We start from the raw sequence: 23,856 nt of genomic DNA, 5'->3' as shown, positions 1-23,856 counted from the left end.
CGGGTGTGAGCGGATCAGGAGGTGACCTGCCGCGCCGGCAGTCCTACCCTGGACCGGTGCGTCCGGGAGGCGCACGTCCCGGAAGGAGCCCCGTGCCCGCAGCACCCACCCGGATCCAGGCCACCGCGAAGCGCCTGATCAGCCTCGGGCCCCGTCGCGTGGACCACATACCGGCCTTCCGCATCGCGCTCGGCCTCGAGATCCCGCTGTCCCTGCTGCTGGTCACAGGGCATGTGCAGTGGGCGATGTACGTCGGCTTCGGGGCCTTCACCGGGATCTACTCGCGGTACGAGCCGACGCGGATGCGCTTCAGGCGCCAGGCGATCGCCGGGACGCTGCTGACGGCGTGCGTGACCCTCGGCGCGACCCTCGCGCAGCTCGGGGAGTCGATGAGCGACCTCGCGGAGTCCTGGACCGTCCTGGTGGCAGGGTCGATCGTGGCGGGCCTGGTCGCCGTGGTGGTGCTGCGGCTCGGCCTGAAGCCGGGAGGGGCGATCTTCCCGCTGTTCGCGGTCGCCGCCGTCGCCTCCGCCCCTCCGGCCGCACCGATCTGGGCCGCCTTCCTCATCGCCGGGGCGTGCGCATCGCTGTGCGTGGCGCTGGGCCTCCTCGGCCACTGGGCGGGGGAGCGGCACCCCGGCGCGGGCGTGCGCACCGCGACGGAGACCTGGTCGCGCGCGCAGCTGGGCACGGAGTTCAGCCGCTTCGCGGTCGCCGCCGCGATCGCCGGAATGCTGGGGCTGGCCTCCGGGCTGCCCTTCCCGTACTGGGCGCAGATCGCGGCGATCGCGCCGCTGTCGGCCCCGGGCCGCACGCTGCAGCTCGAGCGCGGGCTGCACCGCATCGTCGGCACCACCCTCGGCATCGTCACCACCGCCTTCCTGCTGTCCTTCCCCGTCGAGCCGTGGCAGCTGGTGGTGTGGGTGGTGGTCATGCAGTTCCTCGCCGAGATGTACGTGCTGCGCAACTACTCCGTCGCACTGCTGTTCATCACCCCGCTGGCCCTGCTGATGGTCCAGCTCGCCCATCCGCAGCCGGTCGGCGCGCTGCTCGAGGCCCGGGTGCTGGAGACCGCGATCGGCGCGGTGGTGGGCATTGCGGTGGTGAGCGCCGCGGCGCTCTGGGACCGGCGGGCGGCGCTGCGGGACCGGGCGATCGGCGCGGCGAGGGACGCCACCGGAGTCACGCCGCCGCGCTGAGGCCGAGGGCGACCACGCTGCGGTCGCTCCTGGTCCGACGGGCGCGGCCACGCATAGCGTCGTGCCATGCCGGAGAACACAGCGCACTCTGCCCCCACGGCCCCCTCCGCTCCTGCGTACACCCACGGCTACGGCGCCGCCGTGCTGGACAGCCACCGCACCCGCACCGCCGCGAACTCTGCGGCGCACCTGCTGCCCCACCTGCGCACGGGGCAGCGTCTGCTGGACGTGGGCAGCGGCGCCGGCACCATCACGGCCGGCCTCGCCCGGAGCGTCGGCCCGGAGAATCTCACCGCGCTGGAGGTGAGCGAGCAGGCCGCCGCACTCACCCGCTCCGAGCTGGAGCACCAGGGGATCCGGGATGCCCAGGTCGTGGTGGGCGACGCCCAGGAGCTGCCCTTCCCCGCAGAGTCCTTCGACGTGGTCCACGCCCATCAGGTCCTCCAGCACCTGCCCGAGCCCGTGACCGCGCTCGCCGAGCTCCGCCGCGTCACCCGCCCCGGCGGGATCGTCGCCGCCCGCGATAGCGATTACGAAGGCTTCCGCTGGTTCCCCGAGGCCCCGGGAATCGACCGCTGGCGTGAGCTGTACCTGCGCGCCGCCCGCGCCAACGGCGGCACCCCCGACGCCGGCCGACGCCTGCTGGCCTGGGCGCACGCAGCCGGCTTCGAGGACGTCACCCCCGGAGCCTCCACCTGGCTCTATGCGACCTCCGAGTCCCGCCGCGCCTGGGCCGAGACCTGCGCCGGCCGGCTCACCGCAGGCCCTTTCGCGGCACAGCTCGAGCGGGAGGGCTGGGCAGAGGCGGAGGAGCGCGCGATGCTGGCGGAGGACTTCCTGGCCTGGGCCGAGGATCCCGACGGCTGGTTCTGCCTGCTGCACGGAGAGATCCTCGCCCGCGCCTGAGAGGAGAGCATGACGTGGGTCCGAGGGAACGATGACAGTCGTCACGGGTGCGCTCACCAGGGGGCTTCTAGTGTCGTGAGTGCACCAGGAACCGCAGCCAGCGGGGCCGCAGCCACCGGAGGATCCGCGATGCAGTCATCGTTCGAGAACACAGAGATGTCTCAGGGGAGCAGCCCCGACCCCGAGGCCGAGCTGCGCCGCCGCGCCATGGGGAACCTGCAGGCACGGCGTGGTTTCGTGGTCCAGCTGGCCGTCTATCTGCTCATCAACGGGATCCTGTTCTGGACCTGGGGGAGCAATGGCTTCGGCTTCCCCTGGCCGCTGTTCGTGCTGGTCTTCTGGGGGATCGGTCTGTTCTGGCAGGCCTGGTCGCTGTTCGGCCCCGGCGAGAGCGAGGATCGGGTCCGCAAGGAGATGGACCGGCTGCGCGGAGGGCGCTGAACCGCCGCTCGGCCGCGCTGCCGACCAGGTCGAGCGCCCGGTGCCAGGCGGTCGTGGCCGCCTCGGTCTGCCCCAGCTCCTCATGGAACAGCGCCAGGGCGACGTGGAAGGGGTGGTGACGCCGCAGCACCGGCTCCTCGACCAGCTGTTCCAGCGGCGCACGAGAGTGGCCAGCAGACGGCTGTGCTCCTCTATGACGTACGAACCGGGCCCAGATCGACAGTCCCCGCAGTTCTCTCGGCGCCCGACGTCTGTGACCAGGTCCACAGCGTCCGAAGGGTGGAATCAGGCTATTAAAGCAAGTTCGGACTGGCGAAAACCGATCAGGGAAGGCTAGCCTCAGTAAAGACCCTGCAGGGCAGCCCGCACAGCGGCGCCCGGAGCCTTCCCGAGAAAGCCATTCCATGACTTCCTTCACCCGCCGCCACTTCGGCGCCCTGTCCACCGCCGGCGCCCTCGGGCTCGTCCTGACCGCCTGCGGCACCTCCGCCGACGAGACCGGCGCCGGCGCGGCCGACGAGGTCGCGGCCGAGGGCACCGTCGAGGTCGAGGACAACAACGGCACCCAGACCGTCGAGATCCCGCCGGCCTCCGTGGTCGCGACCGACAACCGCACCTTCGAGACGCTCTCCGACTGGGGCGTCACCCTCACCGCCGCCGCGCGTGCGCTGATGCCGACGACCAACCCGCTCAAGGATGACGAGTCGATCATCGACCTGGGCCTCCACCGCGAGCCCGACCTCGAGGCCGTGGTCGCCGCCGAGCCCACCCTGATCGTCAACGGCCAGCGGTTCGCCCAGTACCACGACGACTTCGTGAAGCTCGCCCCCGAGGCCACCATCCTCGAGCTGGACCCGCGCGAGGATGAGCCCTTCGCCGACGAGCTCAAGCGCCAGGTGGGCGTGCTGGGCCAGGTCTTCGGCAAGGAGACCGAGGCCGAGCAGCTCGGCACCGACCTCGACGCCGCCATGGAGCGCGTGCGCTCCGCCTATGACGGCGCCTCCACCGTCATGGCCGTTACCACTTCCGGCGGGGACATCGGCTACATCGCGCCTGGCATGGGCCGCACCCTGGGCTGGACCTTCGAGGCGCTCGGGCTGGCCCCCGCGCTCGAGATCGAAGGGGCCAGCGACGACCACCAGGGCGACGACATCTCCGTCGAGGCCATCGCCGATGCGAACCCCGACTGGATCCTGGTCATGGACCGCGACGCGGCGATCTCCGCCGACGACCCGGAGTACACCCCCGCCAACGAGGTCCTGGACGCCTCCGAGGCGCTCTCCGGGGTCACGGCGGTCGCGGAGGACAACATCGTGTACATGCCGGCGGACACGTACACCAACGAGTCGATCCAGACCTATACCGAGTTCTTCACCGCCTTCGCCGACGCCCTCGAGGCCAAGGCCTGAGCCACGCAGGCCGTCGCTGACCTCCGCACGGCGGGCGGGACCTCTCCGGTCCGGCCCGCCGTGCCGCGCGTCGCCGCAGCTCCCGCCGGGCCCGCGCCCGCGCCGGGTGCCCGCTTCCCCCAGGAGATCTGATGCCCAGTCCTTCCCTCACCACCGGGGCGCCGCCGCTGCGGCGCCGCGGGCGCGAGCACCTGATCGACGGCAAACTCGTGATCGGCATCGTGGTGGTCGCACTGCTGCTGGTCGCGTCCCTGTTCACCGGGGTCTATGACATCTTCGGCGCCGATGACGGGGCCGAGATGTTCGCGATCACCCGCATCCCGCGCACCGTGGCCCTGGTCCTCTCCGGCGCCGCGATGGCGATGTGCGGGCTGATCATGCAGCTGATGACCCAGAACCGCTTCGTGGAGCCGACCACCACCGGCACCACCGAATGGGCGGGGCTGGGGCTGATCCTGGTGATGGTGATGATCCCGGACGCCGGGCTGCTGACCCGGATGACGGTCGCGATCGTCTTCTCCTTCGTCGGCACCCTGGTGTTCTTCCTGTTCCTGCGGAAGGTCACCCTGCGCAGCTCCCTCATCGTGCCGATCATCGGCATCATGCTCGGCGCCGTCGTCGGCGCCGTCTCCACCTTCGTGGCGCTCCAGTTCGATGCCCTGCAGAACCTCGGCGTCTGGTTCGCCGGCTCCTTCACCTCGGTGCTGCGCGGCAGCTACGAGGTGCTGTGGATCGTGCTGCTGGTCGGGATCGCCGTGTTCTGGGTCGCCGACCGGCTCACCGTCATCGGCCTGGGCGAGGACATCGCCACCAATGTCGGCGTGAACTACCAGCGGGTGCTGCTGCTGGGCACTGGGCTGGTCGCCATCGCCACCGGCGTGGTCACCGTGGTGGTCGGCAACCTGCCGTTCCTGGGGCTGATCGTCCCCAACGTGATCTCGATGATCCGCGGCGACGACCTGCGCTCGAACCTGCCCTGGGTGTGCCTGCTGGGGATCGCGATCGTCACCGTCTGCGACCTCATCGGCCGCACCGTCATCATGCCCTTCGAGGTGCCGGTCTCCCTGATCCTCGGGATCGTCGGGGCCGTCGTGTTCATCGCGCTCCTGCTGAGGCAGCGTCGACATGGCTGAGCGCACCCCCGTCCCCTCCTCCGCGGTGCGCCGCCCCGCTGAGGCGCATCCCCTCGCCGGCCAGCTCACCGAGCGCCGGCTGGAGGCCGTCGCCGAGGAGCCGATCAGCCCCAGCATCAGCACCGCCCCCGCCGACCTGGTCGAGGACCTCGAGGTCATCGGAGCTCCTCGCCGCACCCGCAGCAGCTCCGGCGCCTTCCCCGACGCCCGCGCCCGTCGGCGCTACCGGATCATGCTCGCCGTCCTGATCGTGCTGGCCCTCGGGTTCGCCGCCGGGCTGCTCGCGGTCGACAACCCGATGCCCACCGGCTCGCGCGGCTTCTGGCTGATCGCCGAGATGCGCGCCACCTCGCTGGTGGTGATGGCGGTGGTCGCGTTCTGCCAGGCGGTCGCGACGATCACCTTCATGACCGTCACCAACAACCGCATCATCACGCCCTCGATCATGGGCTTCGAATCGCTCTACACCGTGATCCAGACCGGGGCCGTCTACCTGCTCGGCGTGGCCGGGGTGGTCGCGCTGCAGGGCACCGGCCAGTTCCTGCTGCAGGTCGCGGTGATGGTAGGGCTCTCGGTGCTGCTGTACGGCTGGCTGCTGCGCGGCCGGTACGCGAACATCCAGGTGATGCTGCTGGTGGGCATCATCATCGGCGGCGGCATGGGCGCGGTCTCCACCTTCATGCAGCGCCTGCTCACGCCGAGCGAGTTCGACGTCCTCACCGCCCGCCTGTTCGGATCGGTGCAGAACGCGAGCGCCGAATACCTGCCCTACGCGATCCCGCTGATCCTCATCGCGGGCACGCTGATCTGGTCGAACGCCCACCGCCTCAACGTCATCTCACTGGGCCGCGACGTGTGCATCAACGTCGGCGTCGACCATGGGCGCCAGACCATCTACATGCTCGTGCTGGTCTCGATCCTGATGGCGGTCTCCACCGCCCTCGTCGGCCCGATGACCTTCTTCGGCTTCCTGGTCGCGACGCTGACCTTCCAGCTCGCCGGCACCCACGACCACCGCCTGCTGCTCCCGGTCGGGGTGCTGACCGGCTTCGTGGTCCTGGCCGGTGCCTACTTCGTCATGAACCATCTCTTCGCCGCGCAGGGCGTCGTGTCCATCATCATCGAACTCGTCGGAGGAACCGTGTTCCTCATCGTCATCATGCGGAGGGGGCGTCTGTGATCACCATCGACGCAGTGCGGAAGCAGTATTCGGAGACGGTCGCGATCGGCCCGGTCACCGTCGACATCCCCTCCGGGGGAGTGACCGCCCTGGTGGGCCCCAACGGGGCCGGGAAATCGACCTTGCTGACCATGGCGGGGCGCCTGCTGGGGATCGACGAGGGCGCCATCGAGGTGGCCGGCTACGACATCTCCTCGACCGCCTCGAAGGATCTCGCGAAGATCCTCTCGGTGCTGCGCCAGGAGAACCACTTCATCACCCGCCTCACCGTGCGGCAGCTGGTGGGCTTCGGGCGCTTCCCCTACTCCAAAGGGCGCCTGACCACGCTGGACGAGCACAAGATCTCAGAGGCCATCGACTTCCTGAACCTCGACGAGCTCGAGGACCGCTACCTCGACCAGCTCTCGGGCGGCCAGCGCCAGCGCGCCTATGTGGCGATGGTGCTGGCCCAGGACACCGAGTACGTGCTGCTGGACGAGCCGCTGAACAACCTCGACATGCGCCACAGCGTGCAGATGATGGGGCGGCTGCGTGATGCCGCCCGTCAGCTGGACCGCACCATCGTGGTGGTGCTGCACGACATCAACTTCGCGGCGCACTACGCGGACCACATCATCGCCATGAAGAACGGCGGCGTGGTCGAGGCCGGGCCGGTCGGCGAGATGATGAACGGCGAGGTGCTCACACGGGTCTTCGACACCCCGGTGCAGGTCATCGACGGGCCGACGGGACCGCTCGCGGTCTACTACTGAGCGCGCGGCGGCGGGGTGGGAGTCGTCGTGATCGCGCGGGCCCACCGGAGGTGGCCCGGGCAGACCTGCGCCGCGGTGAGCGGTGCCCATCAGAGCATCTCGTCGTGCATGATGTCCTCCTGCCGGTCCTCCTCGAAGCAGGTGAGGGAGAAGATCGTCAGCGTGGGACCTTCGCGGGCCGTGTACGACCACATCCGCTGGTCGTCGTTGAGGCTGCTCGTGGGGGTGTCCGGGAGCAACAGGCGGAAGTCACGGCACTGGTCGAACCCGTATACCTCCGGCACGTACACGATGTCGTAGCCGTCCTCCTCCACCTGACCGCTCGATGGCGTGGTCAACGTGAGCTCCGCCAGTCTCAGTGCGTAGGTGGTCTCATCGATCTGCTCCTCGACCTCGAACCGTCCTTCGAACTGTGCGGTGTACCTGACGCCTGCCCCCGTGTCGGAGTCCGAGTAGGTGCCGGTGAAGGTGCCGTCAGGGCCCATCTCGTAGAACGTTCGCCATGCTCCGGCGCCGGAGGAGAACGCGAAGCTCTTCCCTTCGAGCTCCGCCAGGATCTCGGCGCCGTCATCGCTGAAGTCGAGCTCGGGCATCTCGGGCTCGAAGTTCTCGGGGTCGACATCTGCCGGATAGGAGTACTCCCACAGGATCTCCTCCGCGAAGGTGCTGGCCGCGAAGGTCGTGTCGAGCAGGGTGACCTCGAGCGGGACCCCTGCGCCGTCGAGGACCGCGAGGATACGGGGGAACGCCGCCAGTTCGCGCTCGAGATCCAGCCCGATCGCGAACGCGCCCTCGAGGTCGAGGAAGCGCCGTCCGCGAGTGGTCAGCGAGAGGGAGTCGGCGCTGGCCCGCTCGGCTACGGCTTCCTCCTCGGTGAGGACGAAGGGGGTCCCGTCTGCAGCGGAGAATTCCCCCTTGGCCATCGCCTCCGCCGTAGGGCGAGCAGTGAGCGAGAGGGAGATCGTCTTGTACAGGGTCAGCGTCGGTTCCACGGCCAGGGCTGCGGTAGCTGTCGCGCTCGCCACCCCGGAGGCTCCTGTCGACAGCTCGGTGCTCAGTGAGGAGAGCGGGGTGATGCCGGTGCTCCGCACGAGCGTCAGACCTGCCTCCAAGGAGCCGGAGAACTCGGTGGAGAGCTCGAATTCGCCTTCCACATCCAGTGCGATGCTCGGGGTGAGCGTCACGTCCCCATCCAGCGTGACCGGGACCGGTCCGAGGAAGAACGTGGCCCGCGCCAGCGGGACGTGCCTCTCGAGCTCTTCGTCGACAGTCGCGAGCTCGCCCTTCGCGCTCCCGCTGAGCGCGACCGCCACCTCCGCGGTGCCCAGGAGCGAGGTGCTCATGGTCCAGTCGCTCTCGTACAGGGATCCGGCGGTGGTCAGCACACCCTCCAGCGTCTGCGCCGTGTCGTCCTCGAGGATCCGGACGGTGTTCATGAACTGGACCGCGTCGAGGCCCACGGCGATCACCCCCTCGGGCTTGTACTCGGCGCTGTACGCGATCCGCACGCCCAGCTTCGCTTCGCAGGTCACCGAGGCCTCGAGCCGTGCGGACCCGCTCATCGTCCACAGTCCGTCGGCCGACGTCGTCTCTGTCTCCTGGGAAGCCAGCGGTATCGAGGCGAGCTTGTCGTCGCAGGTGTGCGACACGAGGTCGTACGTACTGTCGGTGGAGAGCTCACGAGGCTCCCCGCAGATCCATCCATAGGTGGCAGGAGCGGGAGTGCGGGCGCACCGCCGACGATGCCCCCGATCGGGCCGGCGCCGGCGGAGGCCGTGGTCAGCTCCTGCTCGTCGCCGTCAAGGTCCCGCTGCACGATGTCGTCGGAGTCCGTGCGGTCGAGCACGACGTCGAATTCGCCCTGGAGGATCACGTTGCCCAGGGTGGCGGGACCGAGGACGGTGAGCCAGCGTCCCTGCTCGTACCGGATCGCGAGCACCTGTCCGAGCGCTCCGTCGGGAAGGCCGTCTGAGGCACCCGCGACAATGACGTCGCCGATCGTGTAGTGCGGAGCGTCTTCGGAGGAGAGGACAGCTGCGCTCTCCTCTGTCATGCCGGCCATCTCCGCCGGGGTGAGGATCTTCGCCTGCGGAGAGATCACCACATCATCGTCAGCAGGAACGGTCACGGTGCCGTTCCAGGAGGTGGTGGCCGTACCTCCGCCGACATCCACGGCGGTGACCGTGACCTCCAGGGGACCGCTCTTCGCAGGGATGATGTCCTGGTGCCACGTGCCGCCGTTGCCGGCGAGGCTCAGCGGTGCACTGGGTGCGACCTGCCGGCCGTCGACGGCGATGCTGATCGCAGCGATCCGATTGGGCGCACGGAACGTGCCAGAGAAGCGGAGAACTCCGTGAGCGGCATCCGCGTCCAGCTCGGGGAAGGAATCGATCGTGACGGAGACGTCCTCGTCGATGCCGATCTCGTTCGGCTGCACGACCGCCACGGGCAGGAAGCCCGCCTGTACATCCACGTCGGCGAAGAGCTGTGGTGCGTCCCCGGCGACGACCACCAGCTCGCCGGCACGCTCGGCTCCGGCTGTCACGGCGGTTCCTAGGTGGTGGGCATTCGCGTCGAAGCTGCTGGTGATCGACCCGGGGGTGCCGGATTCGGGGGAGAGAAGGCCGATCACGGCGGTGGCCCGCAGAGCGCCGAGGTCCACCTCGGCGGGCGAGTCCTCCGTGAGGGTGAGGCTCTGGGAGGTCTGCTCGGACAGTCCCATGACGGCACCGGCAGTCGTGGAGTCACCCTGGGATTCGGGTGGGGTGGTGCCGTCGGAGGCCGTCACATAGCCGATGACGTCGATCCGCAGGTCGCCGTGCTCCTTCGCGGAGAGGGTGATGGCATCGTGGTCGGTGCTGAGCACCGTGGTGGTGGTCGACGATCCTGCGGGGAAGCGCACCGCCTGCTCGGACATGGTCACGGAGGTGGGCGCTTCGAACGTGCCCGTGACACGGACCAGCACGTGCGGCGTGCCCTGGGGGGTGGCGTAGCCGTTGACGTAGACGTCCGTCGTCGCCGTGAGGTCGTCCGAGCCGATCCCGCTCGCCGTGTCGACGACCTGTACCGGAGCGGGGAGCAGCCGAAGCGATCCCGCAGTCCGAGAATCTCCATCGAAGAGAGCCAGGATCTCGAGATGGACCGAGGAGGGCGAAGACGAGCCCACAGCGATGACGCCGTCCCGGACAGGGAAGAAGGACGTGGCAGAGACCGTGCCGGTGCCGGCTGCTGCGGTGAGGAAGGTGGAGCCTCCCTCCGAGAGCTCGACATCGGCCGTCGGATCAACGGTGACGCGGGCCAGTGCGGTGCCTTGTACGTGTGCTGCCGCGACCTCCACGTCAGTGGTCCCGGCCTCCAGCTCCACGTCGAGACCGGCGGAGCCGTCGGACTCCACGGGATCCACCCCAGAGATCTCCGTGCTGCCCATGTCCGCTGCCGCCGGTGAGGGACTCGGCCCGGGAAACCCGGACGTGATCACGCCGACCACGATCGCGATCGTTGCGACAGTCGCAGCGGCAATGACGAACAGGCGCCGAGAGCGCTGTCGGGACGGGCTCCGCGCGGCGTTCATGGCATCACCGATAGTGGGGCACCACCGGCTTCTGCGTCGGCCCCACCCACTGCGATGTCATGCACCCTTTGGTCCCCTTCCCACCCCATGAGGCACACAGTACTTCGGCGTCCCGGCCTTTTCGTCGTCTCGTCCGGGACCGGACCGGGGGAGGGGCTGCTCGGACTCCGGTCGCGCGGGTGTCCGGGGCAGCACGGTGGTCAGGCGGTCTTGGTCGCCGGGTCCGCGCCGCCGCGGCCGTCGGGCCGGTCCAGCGCGTCGATCGCCGCGACCTCCTCGGCCGTGAGGCGCAGCTCGACGGCGGCGAGGTTCTCCACGATCCGCGAGGGCGTCACCGACTTCGGGATGGTGACGATGCCGTGGGCGAGGTGCCAGGCCAGCACCACCTGGGCAGGGCTCGCGCCATGCGCCGCGGCGATGTCGGTGACCGCGGCGTTCTCCAGCAGATCAGACTTGCCCTGGCCCAGCGGGCCCCAGGACTCGGTGAGGATGCCGTGACGCTCGTGGACCTCGCGCAGCTCACGCTGCTGGAAGTAGGGGTGCAGCTCGATCTGGTGGATCGCGGGGACCACGCCGGTCGCCTCGATGATCTCCTCCAGCTGGGCCGCGGGGTGGTTGGAGACGCCGATCGCGCGGACCAGACCGCGCTCCTGCAGCGCGATCAGGGCCTTCCAGGCCTCGACGTACTGCCCCTGGGCGGGCACCGCCCAGTGCACCAGGAACAGGTCCACGTAGTCCAGGCCGAGCCGTGCGAGGGAAGCCTCGCAGGCGGCGATCGCGTCGTCCGTGCCGTGGGCGTCGTTCCACAGCTTGGTGGTGACGAAGAGGTCCTCCCGGGCGATGCCGGAGGCGGCGATCGCCCGACCCACCCCGGCCTCGTTGCCGTAGATCTTCGCGGTATCGATGTGCCGGTAGCCGGCCCGGAGGGCCTGGGCCGTGACGTCGGCGGCGATCTCGTCCGCCACCTTGAAGACGCCGTAGCCGAGCTGGGGGATGGTGCCGCCGTCGCGGAACGACAGGCGCGGGACGGCAGGAGACTCTGAGGACATGGAGGACCTTCCTGGAGGGGGTGGGACCGCCACCCTAGGCCCGACGGCCGACGGCTCGCATGCATCCTCCGTTCGGTGGATGCAGATGATGACGCGACGTCATAAAATGGGTGCATGAAGATGTCACGTCCCTCGCACAGCGGAGCGACGAACCCGGCCGCGTCCGCGCCCTCCACCCCGACCGACCCCTCCACCGACCCCCGACGGTGGAAGGCGCTGGCCGTCCTGGCGACCGGTCTCGCCCTGATCGTCATCGACGGGTCGATCGTCGCGGTCTCGCTGCCCACGATCATCTCCGACCTCGGTCTCGACCTCACCAACGCCCAGTGGGTCTCCACCAGCTATGCCGTGGTCCTCTCCGCTCTGCTGCTGGTCAGCGGGCGCGTCGGGGACCGCATCGGGCGGCGACGGCTGTTCCTGGCCGGCGTCGGGCTGTTCGTGGTCGCCTCCGTGCTCGCGGCCATGGCCCAGGGAGCGGGCTCCCTGATCGGAGCCCGCCTGCTGCAGGGCGTCGGCGGAGCGCTGATCCTGCCCTCCACCCTCTCCACCGTCAACGCGACCTTCCGCGGGACGGAGCGGGCTGCCGCCTTCGGGGTCTGGGGCGCGGTGATGGCCGGTGCCGCCGCCCTCGGCCCGCTGCTCGGCGGCTGGCTGACCAGCTCGTTCTCCTGGCCGTGGATCTTCCTGGTCAACGTGCCGATCGGCATCCTGGTCCTCGCCGGCACCCTGGCATGGGTGAGGGAGACCCGGGACGCACCGCGGGTGACGGGCGGCCGACGGGATCTCGACGTCCTCGGCGCCCTGCTCAGCGCGCTGGCCCTCGGCTCCCTGGTGTTCGCGATCATCGAGGCGTCCACGCTGGGCTGGTGGACGGAGCAGTCCGCGCTGGAGCTCGGGGCGCTCACGCTCCACGGCCCCGGTCCGCTCTCCCTCGTCCCCGTGCTGCTGCTGGTCGGCGTCGCCGCGCTGACGGCCTTCCTGCTCGTCGAACGGCGTCGGGGCGCGGCCGGCCGCGAGGTGCTGCTGGACCTGACGCTGTTCCGGCTGCGCGCCTTCGCCTGGGGGAACATCACCGCCGGCACCGTCGCCATCGGGGAGTTCGGGCTGCTGTTCGTGCTGCCGCTCTACCTGGTGAACGTGCTCGGCCTGGGCACGCTCCAGGCCGGCCTGGTGCTCGCCGCGATGGCCGGCGGAGCATTCCTCTCGGGCACCGCGGCCCGCCACCTGGCCGCCGCGATCGGGGCCCCGGGCACGGTGCTGGTGGGACTCGGGATGGAGGTCATCGGGGTCGGGGTGCTCGCCGCGCTGCTCGGCCCTGCCACCTCCATCGCTCTGCTCGTGGTGACCCTGGTCGTCTACGGCCTGGGCCTCGGGCTCGCCTCCGCGCAGCTGACTTCGACCGTGCTCGCCCCCGTGCCGCCGGAGCAGTCGGGGCAAGGCTCGGCCACGCAGTCCACCGTCCGCCAGCTGGGCACGGCGCTGGGCACGGCGATCTCCGGGGCCCTGCTGGCCGCCGGGCTCGCCTCCCGCAGCGACTCCCTCACCGGGGAGGCCGCCCGGTACGGGCAGGCGCTGACCGATTCGGCCGGTTCGATCCTCCCGCAGCTGCGGGCCCAGCAGACCGCCCCGGGCACGCTCGACCAGCTCGGCACCGTCTTCGCCGACGGCTCCCGCCTCGCCATGGCGGGCTCTGCCGGGTTCCTGCTGCTGGGTCTGCTCGGGGCGATCGCCGTGCGTCGAGCCGCTCGACGGTCCTGAGCACGCCCCCGGACCGGTGACCGGCCCGTTCCCCGCGGCACCTACGATTGCCCCATGAGAATGCGGAGCACGGAGCGCGCTCGATGATGCCGGAACGCCAGGCGCACCTGGTGCCGCTGCGCCGTCCCGTCCCGCAGCAGCCGCCCGCCTACGACCATGCGCGGGGGCGCACCGCGGCGGGGCCGACGTTCGAGCTCTACTCGCTGCTGGACAACCTGTTCATCGCCGCAGGCGTGGTGATCTCGATCTGGCTGGCTCTGCTCTACCTGGTCGAGGGCTTCTCGCTCACGCCGATCCGGCTGCTGTACCTGCTGGGCTTCTGGGTGCTGCTGACCTACATCACCCTGCCGCGCCTGCATCAGCTGATGACGCGGATCTACCTGCCGGACTACTTCTTCGGCCGCACCCGCACCACCGAGGGGGTGCTCTCGGACCCGATCAACCTCGCCTTCGACGGCTCCGAGCGGGATCTGCACGTGACGATGCGCCGGGCGGGCTGGGTGCTCGCCGAGGAGCGGACCCTCTCCTCGGCCTGGTCGATGGTGCGCTCGACGCTGCTGCGCCGCTCCTATCCGGCGGCCCCCGTCTCGGACCTGTACCTGATGGGCCGGCGCCACGACTTCACCTACCAGCAGGAGGTGGGCGGTACCACCACCAAGCGCCACCACGTGCGGTTCTGGCGGACCGCCCCGGATTTCGTGCTGCCGGGCGGATATCGCGCCGACTGGCTGGCGGCCGGTTCCTATGACCGGGCCGTCGGCTTCTCCTTCTTCACCCTGCAGGTCACCCACCGGATCGACGAGAACATCGACGCCGAGCGGGACTTCGTGATCGACACCGTCCGCTTCGCCGATCCGCAGATCGATGCGGAGGTGATCCGGGAGTTCTCCACCTCCTACCACCACCGCAACGGCCAGGGCGATCGGATCCGCACCGACGGGGACCTGCCGGTGCTGGACGTGGCCGGGGCGAGGAGCCGCTCCGCGGGCGCCACCGCGCTGATGCTCCCCCGGCACCGTCCGACGGGGACCTCGGTGATGAAGTCACGGGCCCGGGCGGCGCTGGCGGTCGCACGGCGCAGCGGCACGGCGACCTCACAGGCGGACGTCACGGGCGAGCTGAGCGCTCACTGGCAGGAGACGGTCGACGACTTCCACCAGCTCGTCGCACGCGCCGCAGACCACCACCTGCCGCCGCCCACGGTGATCTTCACCGGGATCCTGGTGCTGGTGCAGGCCGTCCTGGTCGTCCTGCAGTGGATCACCCGGCTGGGCGGGGTGGACCCGACCTCCCTGGTCCCCGAGGCCGCGCTGGTGCTGCCCAGCGGTGAGGGGATGCTCGGGCCGACCGCCTTCGCGGTGGCAGCGCTGCTGCTGCAGACCGGGGTGATCCGCCGCAGCCGGTGGGCACGGATCGCGCTGATGGCGCTGTTCACCCTCGACGCCTTCGCCGCGCTCGCGCTCGCCACCTCCATGTCCGGTGATGTCGCCCATTCGCTGCTGGTGGGCGCGGGAGCCTCTGCGCTCGGCGTGATGGCGATCAGCTCCGATGCCTCGCGCCAGTGGGTGCAGACGCTGCGCCTGGACGTCCGCAGCGCGGAGGACGAGGCGCATGCGGAGACGTCGGCCGAGGAGCGGGACGCCGCGGCCCGTCCCGTGGTGTGAGGGCGGTCACCGCGGGGTAGAGTTCCCCCACCATCGCGCCGACTCCTCGCGTTCGGTGGCCTGGTGACAGGCCGCTGCGCCGCCGCCGACGCGTTCCCGCCCCTTCTCTGGGAGGATCCCATGAGCGAATCCCCTGATGCAGAGCCCGTCGTCGGCGATCCGGAGCTGTCGAGCGACGACCAGCCGGAGCTGAAGCAGGCGATCACACCCAAGCTGCTGCTGCTGTTCATCGTCGGCGACATCCTCGGCACCGGCGTCTACGCCCTGACCGGCAAGGTCGCCGGTGAGGTGGGCGGGGCGGGCTGGCTCCCGATCATCGTCGCCTTCGCCATCGCGATGGTGTCCGCGCTGTCGTACGTCGAGATGGTCACCAAGTACCCGCAGGCCGCGGGGGCGGCGCTGTACGTGCACAAGGCCTTCGGCGTCCACTTCCTGACCTTCATGGTCACCTTCGCGGTGCTCTCCTCTGGCATCACCTCGGCCTCGACCAGCGCGATCTTCCTCTCGGAGAACGTGCTGAAGGCCTTCGCGCTGGAGGAGCCGCTGGGCGATGCGGCACAGCCGCTGGCCACCGGCATCGCCCTGGCCTTCCTCGCCCTGGTGGCCCTGATCAACCTGCGCGGTGTCGCCGAATCCGTCAAGGCGAACGTGGTGCTCACGTTCATCGAGCTGTCCGGCCTCTCGCTCGTGATCGTGGTGGGCTTCATCGCGCTCGGTCGCGGGCAGGCGGATCTCTCCCGGGTGATCCTCTTCGAGACCCAGGACGACAAGAGCCTCTTCATGGCGGTGATCGGCGCGACCGCCCTCGCCTTCTTCTCGATGGTGGGCTTCGAGGACTCGGTGAACATGGCCGAGGAGACGGTCGACCCGGTCAAGAACTTCCCCCGTGCGCTCATCGGGGGCCTGTCGATCACGGGCGTGATCTATGTGTTGATCTCGCTCCTCGCCGTCGCGGTGGTGCCGATCGGGCAGCTCACCGAGTCCAGCACCCCGCTGCTCGAGGTGGTCAAGGTCGGGGCGCCGGGCATCCCGATCGATACGATCTTCGCGTTCATCTCGATCTTCGCCGTGGCCAACACCGTGCTGATCAACATGATGATGGCCTCGCGCCTGCTCTACGGCATGGCCAAGCAGGGCGTGCTGCCCGGCTTCCTCAAGGGGGTCCTGCGGGGCCGCCGCACCCCGTGGGCCGGGATCGTCTTCTCCACCGCGCTGGCCTTCGCCCTGGTGCTCACGGTGCGTTATGTGCTCGCCGAGGAGACGATCTCCGCCCTCGGCGGCACCACCGCACTGCTCCTGCTGGCCGTGTTCGGCCTGGTGAACGTCTCGGTGCTGGTGCTGCGCAAGGACAAGGTCGACGTACGGCACTTCCACACCCCGACGGTGCTGCCGGTGATCGGCGCGATCACATCGTTCGCCCTGGTCACCCCGATCGCACAGCCGCCGCAGAACTACGTGATCGCCGGCGGACTGTTGGGGATCGGGCTGCTGCTGTTCGTCATCACCTGGTTCTACAACCGTGCGGTGCGGGCCCGTCGCACCCGCTTCCATCATCCCGACGACCTGGGCAAGCACTGACGCTTCCCCAGCATCCGGCCGGGACCGCCCCGGTCGGGACCGCCGCGGCGGTCGCCACCCCGCACCCCGAGGGAGTCTCATGTCCACCATCCTGCTGGCCTATGTCCCCAGCGCCACCAGCGAGGCGGCCCTCGCGTACGCGGTCGACGAGGCGGAGCGGCGCGGCGCCTCCCTGCTCGTGCTCGCCTCCGAAAGGGCGCCCGATCCGCGCAAGGCGCGGGGAGTGGCCGATCGGCGCCCGCTCGAGGAGCGGCTGGCGGAGACCGGCCTCGATTTCGAGCTGCGCACCGTCCCCAGGCGGGATGATCCCGCCGACGACATCCTCGACGCCGTCGAGCATGATGACGTCATCCTGGTGGTTCTCGGGATCCGCAAGCGCACCCCGATCGGGAAGATCCTGCTGGGTTCGACCTCGCAGCGGGTCGCGATCGAGTCGCCGGTGCCGGTGGTGCTGGTCAAGCCCGACGGCTTCGTGGCACCAGCCCGCTTCTGACGCCACCCGGAACCCGGCACCGGGCGCGGGTCACCCGTCGGCGCCCCAGTTGGCGCCGCGGTCGTACTCGTCGGGCGTCGCCCCGGACTCCCGCTGCTGCCGGGCGTACATCCGGTTGCGGGGGACGAGGATCACCGCACCGAGCACCGCGGCCAGTGCGGAGGCGGTCAGCACGCCCACCTTCGCCCAGTCGTACATGTCGTCGCCCACCTGGAAGCTGAGTTCGGAGACCAGCAGCGAGACGGTGAAGCCGATGCCGGCGACGGCGGCCATCCCGATCATGTCGGCCCACTTCAGGGAGGGGTCGAGCCGGGCCTTGGTGAAGGTGGTCAGCAGGTACGACGTGCCCACGATGCCGAGGATCTTGCCGATCACGAGGCCGACGATGATGCCGAGCGCGACGGTGGACTGCCAGGCGTTCAGCAGCCCGCTCACCCCGCCCACGGCGACGCCGGCGCTGAAGAAGGCGAAGAGCGGCACGGCCAGGGCGCTGGAGAAGGGGCGCAGCCGGTGCTCGAGGGTGTGGGAGAGGGAGTGCTGCTTCCCGTAGTCGGAGATGCCCCGCACCGGCACCATGAACGCGAGCACGACACCGGCGATGGTGGCGTGCACACCGGAGTTCAGGAACAGCACCCAGGTGATCAGCGCGAGCGGGCCCAGCAGCGCCCAGGCCGTCCAGTAGTGCTTCTTGAACCAGGCCTCGCGCTTGTTCGTCAGCCACCAGAACAGTCCGATCGGGATCACTGCGAGGGCGAGGAACCACAGACGCAGGTCCGAGGTGTAGAAGATCGCGATGATCGTGATCGCGATCAGGTCGTCGACGATCGCGAGGGTCAGCAAGAAGGTGCGCAGCGCCGGTGGCAGGCTCGAGCCCAGCAGCGCCAGGATCGCGACCGCGAAGGCGATGTCGGTGGCTGCGGGGATCGCCCAGCCGTGGCCGGAGCCTGCGGGCCCGCTGAGGTTGATCACGGTGTACAGGAGCGCGGGGATGGCCACGCCGCCGAACGCCGCGGCGATAGGCACCAGGGCCTTGGAGGGGGAGTGCAGGTCGCCGACCACGAACTCCTGCTTGAGCTCGAGCCCCGCGAGGAAGAAGAAGATCGCCAGCAGGCCGTCGGCGGCCCAGTGCCCGATCGAGAGGTCCAGATCGAGCGGACCGGCGGTGAAGCCGATGTGTGTATCGCGCACGGTGAAGTACAGGTCCGACAGCGGGGTGTTGGCGAAGAGCAGCGCGAGCACGGTGGCCAGCAGCAGGAGCGCCCCGCCGGGGATGGCCCGCGTGACCCATGCCTCGGCGGGCCGGAGGGTGCGATAGGTGCCGTGCTCGCGGACGGCGTTCGACGGTGCGGTCATGAAGAGGTCTCCTGCGGATCGGGGGCAGTGGGTTGGTAGGGCGCCCCGTTCGCAGCGATCAGATCTGCGGCGGGGCCTCCGGCTCGGCAGCGCGGGCGCTGCGGCCGAGCACCTGCGGAGGTGGGGCGGTGGCGTGCCGGACGACGCGCACCAGGATCAGGATGACCACGGCACCGCCGAGCGCTTTCGCCCACAGCGGGTCGGCGATGAACAGCAGCAGCATGGCCAGCAGGACCGGTGCGAGGTAGATGAGCGCGGAGCGGATGTAGCCCAGGAAGGTCGGCATCTTCACGCCGCCGTCCTCGGCCACCGACTTCACCATGAAGTTCGGTCCGTTGCCGATATAGGTCATGGCCCCGCAGAGCACGGCACCCAGCGAGATCGAGACCAGCAGCATCTCGGGGACGTCCGCCACCCGGGGATCGCCCGGCAGCTGCGTGGCCATCTCGAAGAACGTCACATAGGTGGGGGCGTTGTCCAGCACGGCGGAGAGCCCGCCGGTGAACAGGAACAGCGTGATCTCGTTCAGCGGCAGGTTCGGGGCGGCGACACGCAGCACCTGCAGGGCCGGGACCATGGTCAGGAAGATGCCGATGAACAGGGCGCCGACCTCCTGGATCGGGCCCCAGCTGAACTGGTTCTCCTCGAAGCGGATCTTCTTCGAACCGATGAGGAAGGAGCAGGTGGCGGCGGTGAGCATCACCAGCTCGCGCCAGGGCACCCAGTTCAGCCCCTCGATGTGGCCGTGGGCGACGGCGTCGATGTCCAGCGACGGGACCTTGGCCACGGCGAGGATGATCACCGCGAACCAGATCAGGTTCGCCGCCCCGGCCAGCCGCAGCGGCCTGCGGTTGTCCATGTCCATCGCGAGCGCCTCCGGCTTCTCGCGGGCGTGGAACCGACGATCCAGCGCCCAGTAGCTCAGCAGCAGCAGGGCGTTGACGAAGAACCACTCCGGGATCAGGGAGAAGGTCCAGGTGAAGGGCACTCCGCGGAGCATGCCCAGGAACAGCGGCGGGTCGCCGAGCGGAGTCAGCAGACCGCCGCAGTTGGCGACGATGAAGATCGTGAACACCACGGTGTGCGCCCGGTAGCGCCGCTCGGAGTTGGTGGCCAGGATGGGGCGGATCAGCAGCATCGCCGCCCCGGTGGTGCCGATGAAGCTCGCCAGCACGCCGCCGACGGCGAGGAAGGCGGTGTTCGTGCGTGGAGTGGCGGCCAGGTCCCCGCGCAGGACGATCCCGCCTGAGACCGTGAACAGCGCCAGCAGCAGCACGATGAACTGGACGTATTCGATCAGCGCATGGGCGACCAGTTCGGGGTGCGCGGTGACCAGCAGACCGATCCCCACCGGAACACCGAGCGCCAGCGCATAGAGCAGCTGGTTGCGGGGTCGATCCCAGTGATGAGAGATGGCGGGGACCAGTGGGAAGATCGCGATGGCCAGCAGCATCAGCACGAACGGGATCAGAGTCCAGACGGGGAAGTCCATCTCGGATCACTTCACCTTCGAGGTCAGGACGGTGAGGATCAGTCACGCCCTGGCACCGAGGTCGCCCGGTGGAGGGGCCGACCCGCACACCGACACGCGGGGTGGGGAACGGGAGAGCCATGCTGGTCCCTTCACGGCATCGTTGACACGGGTACGGGAGCATCACGCTCCCGTGCCGACCAGACTTCCCGGCTCTCCGCGGCAAGTGTCTCACGGCGGGGGATGCACCGGGCACGGTTGTCCGGGCGACGGGCCCGGTGGCCCGGTGACGTGCTCTGCGGCAACCTCCTCACCGCGATCGTCGGTGGTGGCGCACTTCCGATCCGGAGCAGGACCCCGGTCCCCCTGCGGATTCCGGCCGTTCTCGCGCTGCGCGAGCACCTCCGTGCATACGCTGTCCTCAGTGTGAGGCTTGCTGGTGCCGCGGATGTCGCGGTGGTTGGATCCTTTCCATCCGGTGATTGGCTCTTACGCTGGCTGCCGTTCTTCGTTGAGCTGGCCTTCATGGGTATTGCCGTCGCCGGGTGGGAAGGACCGGCCGGCGTGACTTGATAGGAGCGTGCAGCTGCCCCACTGAGGTTTGTCCGCCGACCGGCCCGACCGTTCGACCCCCACTCGAATTCAAGGGAGGCAGTGACCATGGTGGTCCTGATCGGCGCTGACGTCCACAAGAACTCGCACACCTTCGTCGCGGTCGACGCGGCGGGCAAGCAGATCGGGCAGATCACTGTCCGCGCGACTCATAGCGGTCACGAGAAGGCCTACCGATGGGCCAGGAAGTCCTTCATCGAGCAGGACCGCCAGTGGGGGGTGGAGGACTGTCGCCACCTCACCGGTCTGCTCGAACGCGATCTCCTTGCCCATGGAGAGCCCGTGGTCAGGGTGCCGGCGAAGCTGATGGCACGCCAACGCGCCACAGCGCGCACTCGCGGGAAGTCCGACCCGATCGATGCTCTCGCCGTCGCGCGGGCGATGGCCCGCGAGGACGATCTGCCGACCGCGTTCACCGATGAGCAGGCACGAGAGGTCAAGCTGGTCCTGGCGCGTCGTGAGGACCTGGTCGCGGAGCGGACCCGGGTGATCAACCGCCTGCGCTGGCACCTGCACGAGCTCGACCCCGAAGTCGACCCGGCACCACGCGCGCTGACCCATCGACCGGCTCAGGAACGAGTGCGGGAGCTGGTCGAGGCGAGCGAGGGGATCGTCGCGGAGATCGCGGGCATGGTCCTGGCCGACCTCGAACGGCTCTGCTCCTCGATCAGCGAGCTGGATGCGCGGCTGCGTGTCATGGTCCGGGAGGTGGAGCCGGTGCTGTTGGAGATCCCGGCTGCGCGGAGCTGTCGGCCGCGAAGATCCTCGCCGAGACCGCCGGGATCGAACGGTTCGCGAACGAGGGGAAGTACGCGATGTTCGCCGGCTGCGCTCCGATCCCGGTCTGGTCAGGCAAGACCGAGGGGAGAGTCCGTCTGAACAGGGGCGGGAATCGTCAGTTGAATTGCGCGATCCACCGCATCGCCCTCACTCAAGTCCGTCTCGAAGGACCCGGTAAGGAGTACTACGACCGGCTCCGCGAACAGGGCAAGACCGTGATGGAAGCCCTCCGCTGCTTGAAGAGCGCGATCGCCCGCCGCATCTGGCGCGCTCTCACCCGTGCCCACGCCGAAGCCCTCGCCACCACCCCGATCCCACTGAACCCCACCTCAACGACTTGCGTACCGCAAGCCGCTTGACATAGGAGATACCCATGGTGACACTGCTACCGTACGGTTCCTGGCCCTCGCCCCTGACCGCCGAGCTGCTCGCGACGGGCGGCATCCGGCTCGGCGCCCCGCGCCTGGTCGGGGACGCCGTGTGGTGGACGGAGGGCATCTCCACCGAGGGGGGACGCCAGGCGATCCTCCGCACCGCCGGACCGGTCGCCGTGCCGGGAGCCGATGCCGATGCGGCCGACGGCGCGGACGCCTCCGCGGAACCGGTCACCGTGCTGCCCGCCCCCTACAACGCCCGCTCCCGCGTGCACGAGTACGGGGGCGCCAGCTGGACCGTCGTGCCCGGGACGGCGGACGAGGCGACCGGCCGGCCGCCGCTGGTCGTCTTCGTGAACTTCGAGGACCAGCGCGTGCACGCCCTGCGCGAGGGGGAGCAGCCGCTCCCGCTGACCCCCGTCGGCCGCGAGGTCGAGTCCGCGCACGGGCCCTCGTTGCGCTGGGCGGACCCGACCCCGGTCACCCTCGCCGACGGCACCGCGGAGGTGTGGTGGATCTGCGAGGACCACACCGGCGGCGAGGACGGGCCCCGCACAGAGGCCGATGGCGCACCGCATATCGAGCGGTACGTGGTCGCGGTGCCGCTGGACGGCTCGGCCGCCGAGGATCCCGCCGCCCTGCGCCGGGTCACCCCGTCTGCCCGCTTCGTCGCGCATCCGCGGCTCAGCACCGACGGCACCCGGCTGGCGTGGCTCAGCTGGGAGCATCCGCAGATGCCCTGGGACGGCACGCAGCTGCACCTGGCGCCGCTGATGAACGGCAGCGCGGGGGAGGGCGAGATCCTCGCCGGCGGGGAGGACGAGTCGGTCCTGCAGCCCGAATGGCTCGATGACGAGCGTCTGCTGTTCCTCTCCGATGCCTCCGGCTGGTGGAACCCCTGGGTCTGGTCGACGGGCGACGGCGCCCGCCAGCTCCTTGAGCGGGACCAGGAGTTCGCCGGCCCGATGTGGGCGCTGGGCAGCAGCTGGTTCCAGGTGCTGGATGCCGACCGGGCGCTGATGCAGCACGGCCGTGCCGCGACCTCGCTGTCGGTGCTGCGGATCAGCACCGGGGAACTCGCTCCGCTGGACTGCCCGCTCACCGACATCGGCACCGCCCAGCTGCGTGAGGACGGTCTGCTGGTGCTCGCGGGTGCGTCCCCCACGCAGTTCGCGGCGATCCACCTCGCCCGCCTCGACCTCGGGGACGATGCTGCCCCGCTGCCCCCCGCGCTGTCGCCGCTGACCCTGCTGCGCTCCTCGCGCAGCGATGCGCCGGACCCCGGCCTGCTGCCCGAGGGGGAGAGCATCGAGGTGCCGCTGCCGGACGGCGGCGTCGTCCACGCGATCGTCCACCGCCCCCGACACGAGGGCTTCGCCGGCCGAGACGGCGAGCTGCCGCCCTTCATCGCGCAGGTCCACGGCGGGCCCACCGCCCACGTCTCGCCGGTGCTCTCGCTGCCGATCGCCTACTACACCTCCCGCGGCCTCGGCGTGGTGGTGGTGAACTACGGCGGCTCCTCCGGCTACGGCCGCGCCTACCGCAACCGTCTGCGCGGCCAATGGGGTGTGGTCGACGTGCAGGACACCGTCGCCGTGATGGAGCACCTGGTCGCCGAGGGCATCGCCGACGGGGACCGGCTGGCGATCGAGGGCGGCAGCGCCGGCGGCTGGACCACGCTCGCCTGCCTGACCCGCACCGACACCTTCGCCGCCGGCGCATCCAGCTTCGGGGTCGCCGAGCTCGAGAAGTTCCGGCAGGACACCCATGACTTCGAGTCCCGGTACATCGATGGGCTCGTCGGCCCCTATCCGCAGCGGCGTGACCTCTATGTCGAACGCGCGCCGCTGAGCCATGTCGCCGAGCTCGAGGTCCCGGTGCTGCTGCTGCAGGGCGATGAGGACCGGATCGTCCCGCCCAGCCAGTCCGAGCTGTTCCGCGACGCGCTCGCCGCCAAGGGCATCCCGCACGCCTACCTGCTGTTCGAGGGGGAGCAGCACGGGTTCCGGAAGGCCGAATCGATCATCCGGGCGGTCGAGGCGTCTCTCTCGTTCTACGGGCAGGTGCTGGGCTTCAGCCCGGCCTGCGTGCCGGTGCTGGAGCTGCAGCGGGACTGACCGGCCGTGGCACCGG

At 70.0% G+C, this 23,856-nt stretch carries 19 protein-coding genes; 14 read left to right on the top strand and 5 right to left on the bottom strand.

Features of this window, described 5'->3' with window-relative positions; genetic code table 11:
* Positions 1-92 precede the first annotated feature (92 nt).
* The 7 genes from CFK39_RS07655 (at position 93) to CFK39_RS07625 (ending at position 7,020) form a co-directional block, all read left to right on the top strand.
* The gene (locus CFK39_RS07655; protein WP_089064975.1) at positions 93-1,199 is read left to right on the top strand and encodes an FUSC family protein; all 1,107 of its coding nucleotides are present in this window, start codon (positions 93-95) and stop codon (positions 1,197-1,199) included.
* Positions 1,200-1,265: 66 nt separating this feature from the next.
* A complete protein-coding gene (locus CFK39_RS07650; protein WP_089064974.1) occupies positions 1,266-2,105 on the top strand; it encodes a methyltransferase domain-containing protein in 840 nt (279 codons plus the stop codon).
* 129 nt (positions 2,106-2,234) lie between these two features.
* Positions 2,235-2,546, top strand: a complete 312-nt coding sequence (locus CFK39_RS07645) for a 2TM domain-containing protein (RefSeq protein WP_157697105.1) — start codon at positions 2,235-2,237, stop codon at positions 2,544-2,546.
* A gap of 404 nt (positions 2,547-2,950) precedes the next feature.
* On the top strand, positions 2,951-3,955 hold the full coding sequence (locus CFK39_RS07640) for a siderophore ABC transporter substrate-binding protein (RefSeq protein ID WP_089064972.1): 1,005 nt from the start codon (positions 2,951-2,953) through the stop codon (positions 3,953-3,955).
* A 131-nt stretch (positions 3,956-4,086) separates the two neighbouring features.
* Positions 4,087-5,088, top strand: a complete 1,002-nt coding sequence (locus CFK39_RS07635; RefSeq protein WP_089064971.1) for an ABC transporter permease — start codon at positions 4,087-4,089, stop codon at positions 5,086-5,088.
* The gene (locus tag CFK39_RS07630) at positions 5,081-6,268 is read left to right on the top strand and encodes an iron chelate uptake ABC transporter family permease subunit (RefSeq protein WP_089064970.1); all 1,188 of its coding nucleotides are present in this window, start codon (positions 5,081-5,083) and stop codon (positions 6,266-6,268) included. The genes CFK39_RS07635 and CFK39_RS07630 overlap by 8 nt, the downstream gene beginning before the upstream one ends.
* On the top strand, positions 6,265-7,020 hold the full coding sequence (locus tag CFK39_RS07625; RefSeq protein ID WP_089064969.1) for an iron ABC transporter ATP-binding protein: 756 nt from the start codon (positions 6,265-6,267) through the stop codon (positions 7,018-7,020). Before CFK39_RS07630 ends, CFK39_RS07625 begins: the two co-directional genes overlap by 4 nt.
* An 89-nt stretch (positions 7,021-7,109) precedes the next feature.
* On the opposite strand, the gene CFK39_RS16220 is transcribed toward CFK39_RS07625, so the two are convergent.
* From CFK39_RS16220 to CFK39_RS07615, 3 genes are all read right to left on the bottom strand, one after another.
* Positions 7,110-8,582 carry a hypothetical protein gene (locus CFK39_RS16220; protein ID WP_157697104.1) on the bottom strand — a complete coding sequence of 491 codons (1,473 nt, stop codon included), beginning with the start codon at positions 8,580-8,582 and terminating at the stop codon, positions 7,110-7,112.
* Complete coding sequence (locus CFK39_RS16215) at positions 8,579-10,423, bottom strand: hypothetical protein (protein WP_157697103.1); 1,845 nt, start codon at positions 10,421-10,423, stop codon at positions 8,579-8,581. The genes CFK39_RS16220 and CFK39_RS16215 overlap by 4 nt, the downstream gene beginning before the upstream one ends.
* A 368-nt stretch (positions 10,424-10,791) precedes the next feature.
* A complete protein-coding gene (locus tag CFK39_RS07615; protein ID WP_089064968.1) occupies positions 10,792-11,640 on the bottom strand; it encodes an aldo/keto reductase in 849 nt (282 codons plus the stop codon).
* Between the two features lie 114 nt (positions 11,641-11,754).
* On the opposite strand from CFK39_RS07615, the gene CFK39_RS07610 reads away from it, so the two are divergent.
* From CFK39_RS07610 to CFK39_RS07595, 4 genes are all read left to right on the top strand, one after another.
* Positions 11,755-13,398 carry an MFS transporter gene (locus CFK39_RS07610; RefSeq protein WP_089064967.1) on the top strand — a complete coding sequence of 548 codons (1,644 nt, stop codon included), beginning with the start codon at positions 11,755-11,757 and terminating at the stop codon, positions 13,396-13,398.
* An 83-nt stretch (positions 13,399-13,481) separates the two neighbouring features.
* Positions 13,482-15,062: an LssY C-terminal domain-containing protein gene (locus CFK39_RS07605; protein WP_089064966.1), complete on the top strand. Its 1,581-nt coding sequence runs from the start codon at positions 13,482-13,484 to the stop codon at positions 15,060-15,062.
* Between the two features lie 120 nt (positions 15,063-15,182).
* Positions 15,183-16,640: an APC family permease gene (locus CFK39_RS07600; protein WP_089064965.1), complete on the top strand. Its 1,458-nt coding sequence runs from the start codon at positions 15,183-15,185 to the stop codon at positions 16,638-16,640.
* A 79-nt stretch (positions 16,641-16,719) separates the two neighbouring features.
* Positions 16,720-17,133, top strand: a complete 414-nt coding sequence (locus CFK39_RS07595) for a universal stress protein (RefSeq protein WP_089064964.1) — start codon at positions 16,720-16,722, stop codon at positions 17,131-17,133.
* Positions 17,134-17,163: 30 nt separating this feature from the next.
* On the opposite strand, the gene nhaA is transcribed toward CFK39_RS07595, so the two are convergent.
* Together nhaA and CFK39_RS07585 are read right to left on the bottom strand one after the other, a co-directional pair.
* Positions 17,164-18,486: a Na+/H+ antiporter NhaA gene (gene nhaA, locus CFK39_RS07590; RefSeq protein WP_089064963.1), complete on the bottom strand. Its 1,323-nt coding sequence runs from the start codon at positions 18,484-18,486 to the stop codon at positions 17,164-17,166.
* Positions 18,487-18,544: 58 nt separating this feature from the next.
* Positions 18,545-19,978, bottom strand: a complete 1,434-nt coding sequence (locus tag CFK39_RS07585) for a sodium:proton antiporter (RefSeq protein WP_089064962.1) — start codon at positions 19,976-19,978, stop codon at positions 18,545-18,547.
* Between the two features lie 639 nt (positions 19,979-20,617).
* On the opposite strand from CFK39_RS07585, the gene CFK39_RS07580 reads away from it, so the two are divergent.
* From CFK39_RS07580 to CFK39_RS07575, 3 genes are read left to right on the top strand one after another with little or no spacing between them, the layout of a single operon-like run.
* Positions 20,618-21,448, top strand: a complete 831-nt coding sequence (locus CFK39_RS07580; protein WP_245823004.1) for an IS110 family transposase — start codon at positions 20,618-20,620, stop codon at positions 21,446-21,448.
* Positions 21,331-21,708, top strand: a complete 378-nt coding sequence (locus CFK39_RS16790; RefSeq protein WP_338027717.1) for a transposase — start codon at positions 21,331-21,333, stop codon at positions 21,706-21,708. The genes CFK39_RS07580 and CFK39_RS16790 overlap by 118 nt, the downstream gene beginning before the upstream one ends.
* A 14-nt stretch (positions 21,709-21,722) precedes the next feature.
* Positions 21,723-23,840 carry a S9 family peptidase gene (locus tag CFK39_RS07575; protein ID WP_089064961.1) on the top strand — a complete coding sequence of 706 codons (2,118 nt, stop codon included), beginning with the start codon at positions 21,723-21,725 and terminating at the stop codon, positions 23,838-23,840.
* Positions 23,841-23,856 lie beyond the last annotated feature (16 nt).

It is taken from the genome of Brachybacterium avium, assembly GCF_002216795.1.
Classification (GTDB): domain Bacteria; phylum Actinomycetota; class Actinomycetes; order Actinomycetales; family Dermabacteraceae; genus Brachybacterium; species Brachybacterium avium.
Note: the sequence above shows the minus strand (reverse complement) of the source record. Positions and strands in the feature narration are given on the sequence as shown.